Origin of the sequence: Pseudomonas sp. 2995-1 (assembly GCF_002742505.1) — a bacterium.
Lineage (GTDB): Bacteria > Pseudomonadota > Gammaproteobacteria > Pseudomonadales > Pseudomonadaceae > Aquipseudomonas > Aquipseudomonas sivasensis.
This window is the reverse complement of record NZ_LJSA01000648.1, coordinates 1-447: the sequence shown is the minus strand read 5'-3', so window position 1 is coordinate 447 and position 447 is coordinate 1. Positions and strand designations below refer to the sequence as shown.

Here is a 447-nt window from a genome sequence, read left to right as displayed (position 1 = left end):
TTTCTATTTGATTCTCGATAGTGACGGGCGTGTTGCCTACAGTGAATTGAACACATTGCTTCCTGTGAACGAACAGTTTACTGGTTTTGCTAAAGGGGAAGGGGAGGCTTCTGGGGAAATTGATGGGTTCTACTGGTTCATGACGACAAATCATCAAGGCTGGAGTATTGTTTCGTTGATATCTCAAAGTGAATATAATAAGGAGAAAAATCTATGGCTCGCTCAAATTACATTTTTAGGCGTCATCTTTGGATTATTGAGCTTGTTAATTACATGGCTTGTGTGGAAGATGGTTTATAAACCTGTCCGCCAATTTGAGTCAGAGATTGAATCTGTTTCTGTGAAAGACTTTGATGTAACGTCTGCGACGACTGATGTTCCTGAGTTTGATGATTTATTGAAACAACTCCAGTTTATGAAAAAGAAAATTTCTGACTTAATCAATGA

General features: G+C 38.3%; 1 protein-coding gene. It reads left to right on the top strand.

The features are described 5' to 3' along the window. Positions 1-447 (top strand): hypothetical protein (locus tag AOA61_RS31440; RefSeq protein ID WP_218197431.1); only part of this gene is annotated, 447 nt, incomplete at both ends.